Source organism: Plesiomonas sp. (genome assembly GCF_051650925.1).
In the GTDB taxonomy this organism is placed as follows: domain Bacteria; phylum Pseudomonadota; class Gammaproteobacteria; order Enterobacterales; family CAMTGL01; genus Plesiomonas.
Genome location: NZ_JBOFRH010000306.1, coordinates 1 through 4,009 on the forward strand (window position 1 = coordinate 1; position 4,009 = coordinate 4,009).

The window sequence follows — 4,009 nt, forward strand, 5'->3', positions numbered from 1 at the left end:
ATTCCATGCCGGAAATTGCTGCTGTTCGTCAATCGTGCCGGTTTGTGCCGGAACAGCCATAATCTGAGCATGATTGACGGCAGGAGGCGCTTCAGAACGTGTCGGGGCTATTTGCCACAGTGAGAAGCTCGGTATTGGTAGTTTTTCGATTTCAGTAGGTAAAGAGGATAGGCTCTTTGGCAATGTTGCCGACAACAATGCAGATTCCGGCTTCACCTGATCTGGCTGGCTCAGCTCACTGATTACTGATGCAGACTCCTGCGTTAGCGAATTCGGTGCATCTGCTGCATTCACGGTACAGCTCAACAGTAGTATGCCGAACAGCGGGATGCCAAGCAGCACCGAGCCACGGCGCAGGCGGTTTGCCCAGCGCAGAGTACATCCTTGCGTCATGTTACGTCATCCTGAAAATTTAGCGTAAAGCCCGCTTTTGGCAGACTCTGAAATTATTGCGCATATGAAATTATTGCGCATAGTGCCACAGAAGCGTCGACGATGCCGCACGCTCTGATACTGAGCATGCAATATACCGTGACTGATCATATACAGAACACACATATACTGGCTGCCCATACACGGTGAGTGGTCATCGTTACTGATCAGGTCATCAATGCCAGCTTATTGATCTCTGTTTGTAGATATCTCTTGTTGAACGGCATTTTATGGCTCTTGCAGCACAAACTGCACTCGGCGGTTTTGAGCTCGGCCTTCGGCACTGCTGTTACTGGCAACCGGTGCTGATTCACCGGCACTACGGATAAAACTGAGCTGGGTAGCCGGTGCACTTTGCTGCGTCAATGCTGTAGCCGTAGCCTGTGCTCGGCGTAAGCCGAGAGCCTGATTATACCCTGCGCTCCCGATACTGTCGGTATTACCAACCAGACCAACGCGCAGATCGCTTTGCTGCATTACCCGCGCCAAACAATCGAGTACTCGCTGATCAGATGCGGTAATTTGGCTGCGATTAAACGAAAAATAGACCGGTTGCACTGCCAGTACATTGTACTGATTACTCGGCAGGTAAGACTGGCACTCCGGTGGCACAACTTGCGCAGAGTAAGGGCCAGCTATCGGCATCTGGTACCCACGTGCGATCACCTCTTCCCGCACAGAAAAACTCGGTGCCCGAGCAGATTCAGTATCGCTATAGAGCACGGGTACATCAGCCAGTGCCGTCATCGAGATCAATGCCGTACCCACTATCGCCTCACTCAATCGCCATCTTTTCAACAGCCCCGGTTTTCCGCCCCACTGCTGTGGCACGTTATGCTGTGTTGCTTGATGCTGTGCTGCTTTATGCCGTGTGACTTGATACCGCGTTAGTTGATACCGCATAGTGCCCTCCATTGCGTGCTTATTTTTATCCTGCTCGATACATGCCAGAGATGTTACAGCCAAAGTGTATTATCGCTATCAAGCCGCGCTCGGCAGGTTAAAACATCGTCCGTCTGCCTATTATGCGAGTGAATCTGACCGCTGAACAACCTCTGTTTGGTATAAAACCAAATAAAATCGGTTACATTTTCCCCACTCAATACCTTGCGGTAAACAGCACTATTTTATCGGGTTCTCTAAGGGTGATACCGGTTCGGTTTGCACTGTTTTTTCAGCGATTTTTTCAGCAACTAATGGCTGAGGTTGGCCTTTTTTGATTTGCGGCTCGGCATCTTGCAATAGCTGCTGTAAGCGCGTGAACTGGCGTGCCAGTTCGCGGTTTAACCACAGATAACCAAACGGGCTCAGTGGCAGGCGATCATCGGTGCGCTCTACAATAAAATCTGGCGGTACAAAGGTTTCAAACATACCACTGTCAGGCCGCGAGGCTCGCAAACCACGCAAACGGCTGGCCTGTGCATTCATGGCACGCGCTACCTGCATTTGTTCGGCTTTGAGTTTTGGCAACTCCCAGTGAATATGCGCCTCACAGTAAGATTTGTGGGTGCCGACCAGCAATTCAAGCGTGCTCAGCATCAGCCGTAACAGACTTTGGATCTCATTGAGTGTCTCTAAAGGAAGAAAATGCTCGCGCGATGCCGGAGCCATCAGCGGGCGCATCGAAAGGTGGCGGGTATAGATAGTTTTGATGGCCTGCTCGCTGTCGAGCGCCTGCAACTGCTCGGCAGAACGGTGCACCTGATACAGTTGCGCCATCGCTTTGAGGTTATCGCTGAGCAGCAACTGCCAGCGGCGAGAGGCGCGTTGCGGCCACAAACTGCTGAACAAAATCGCCAGCAAAGTACCAATCAGCACATCTGCCGCACGCCACAAGGCTTCGCTCTCTCCGTCAACGCCACCCCAGCCAATCATCGCCAGCGTGATCCCGCATAACATCGCCACATATGGGCGTTTCCCAACACCATAATAGCCACAGGCGGTAGCAACCAGACTCATCCAGATCCAGCCTATCCACGGTGAAATCAACTGCATCTCTAGCGCAATTAGCCCCGCAACTGCGCCAATTAGCGTGCCTAAAATGCGGTGCCAGCCCTTTTGCCAGACCCCACCCATATACGGGATATTGCTCATCACCACCAGCAACGTCACCAGTACCCACGGGCTGTGCCCAAGCGGGGCGTAGTGCAGCAAAATCAGGGTTAACAGAAATGCCAGACCCACTCGAAAGGCGTGATAAACCCGGTAGTGGCGGAAAATAAACTCACGATCAACCAAACGCATAACGGTGATGCCATAAAAAAAGACAGAGCCTAAATCTTATCAGGCTCTGCCTTACAATGCAGAGAGCAATCCCCATCGCATCGATAAATCAGTTGAGATTTACATCCACACGAACCATGCAAACAGCGTCACAATACCGACACACATCAGGTTCAGCCAGATCCCTACACGTACCATTTCACTCTGTTTGATATGGCCAGTACCAAAGACGATGGCATTCGGTGGCGTAGCAACCGGCAGCATAAAAGCACAAGATGCCCCCATGCCAATCACCAGCGTCAGCAGCGCTGACGGCATACCGAGCGCATCAGCAACCGTGGCAAATACCGGTACTAGCAACGCAGCACTGGCAGTATTTGAGGTGAATTCGGTCAAGAAAATAATAAAGGTGGCGACGGCCAGAATAATGATAAACCAGTGGCTGGCACCAAAAATATCCGCCATGCCGTTCGCCAGTACCACACTAGCACCCGACTCTTTGAGTACCGCGCTAAGGGTCAAACCGCCGCCAAACAGCATCAGCACACCCCATTCGGTATTTTTCTGGATCTGCCCCCAACTGGCCGTACCGGTTGCGCCAATCAGTACTGCTGCACTCAACGCCACCAGCGAGTCAAACTGCTTTACTCCGCCCAGCGCCGCACTGATCTGGCTGCTGAAAATCCAGCAGACTACTGTCAGTGAGAAAATGCCCAGCGTGACAATGCGGTGTGGTGTCCAAGCCAAGCGTTCGGTTTTGATCGAAAATGTGTGCTTAAGATTTGGTTTTAACAACAGATACAGCAGACCGATCATCAGCGGCATAGTCACCAGCATCACCGGAATACCAAACTTCATCCAACCGGCAAAATCCAGCCCTAGCTGCGCTGCGGCGATTGCATTCGGTGGGCTACCAACCAGTGTTCCCAACCCCCCGATACTGCAACTGTAAGCGATCCCCAACAACACAAACACAAAGGTTTTATGCTCACGCTCCTGATCGAGCTGGCTCAATACCCCCATTGCCAGCGGCAACATCATCGCCGCAGTTGCCGTATTACTGATCCACATTGACAGTAACGCCGACACGCCAAACAGCATCATTGCCGCCACACCCATCCGGCCGCGAGCCGCGACCAACAACTGATTGGCAATCAGCCGATCAATGCCCTGAATATGCAACGCGGTGGCCAACGCAAAGCCGCCAAAGAACAGAAAAATAATCGGATCGGCAAACATTGACAGCGCTTTGGGCGCTTCCAACAGCCCTAAGCCAACCGCCACTATCGGCACCAGCAACGCCGTCAGCGTGACATGCAGCGCCTCAGTCAGCCACAACACACCGATAAATACC

General features: G+C 52.2%; 4 protein-coding genes. All 4 read right to left on the reverse strand.

Annotated features, from left to right (window positions below):
• On the reverse strand, positions 1 to 393 hold a 393-nt coding region (locus ACRC27_RS07210), incomplete at its 3' end, for a hypothetical protein (protein WP_438639532.1).
• 267 nt (positions 394 to 660) lie between these two features.
• A complete protein-coding gene (locus tag ACRC27_RS07215; RefSeq protein ID WP_438639533.1) occupies positions 661 to 1,335 on the reverse strand; it encodes an OmpA family protein in 675 nt (224 codons plus the stop codon).
• A 219-nt stretch (positions 1,336 to 1,554) separates the two neighbouring features.
• Positions 1,555 to 2,676, reverse strand: coding sequence for an FUSC family protein (locus ACRC27_RS07220; RefSeq protein WP_438623849.1), 1,122 nt, complete (start codon positions 2,674 to 2,676; stop codon positions 1,555 to 1,557).
• 99 nt (positions 2,677 to 2,775) lie between these two features.
• A partial coding sequence (locus ACRC27_RS07225) for an SLC13 family permease (RefSeq protein WP_438639534.1) occupies positions 2,776 to 4,009 on the reverse strand: 1,234 nt, incomplete at its 5' end.

What these genes read in the sequence shown, in the direction of transcription:
- ACRC27_RS07215 (WP_438639533.1), bottom strand. Translation starts at nt 1,335, where the DNA reads ATGCGGTATCAACTAACGCGGTATCAAGTCACACGGCATAAAGCAGCA.
- ACRC27_RS07220 (WP_438623849.1), bottom strand. Translation starts at nt 2,676, where the DNA reads ATGCGTTTGGTTGATCGTGAGTTTATTTTCCGCCACTACCGGGTTTAT.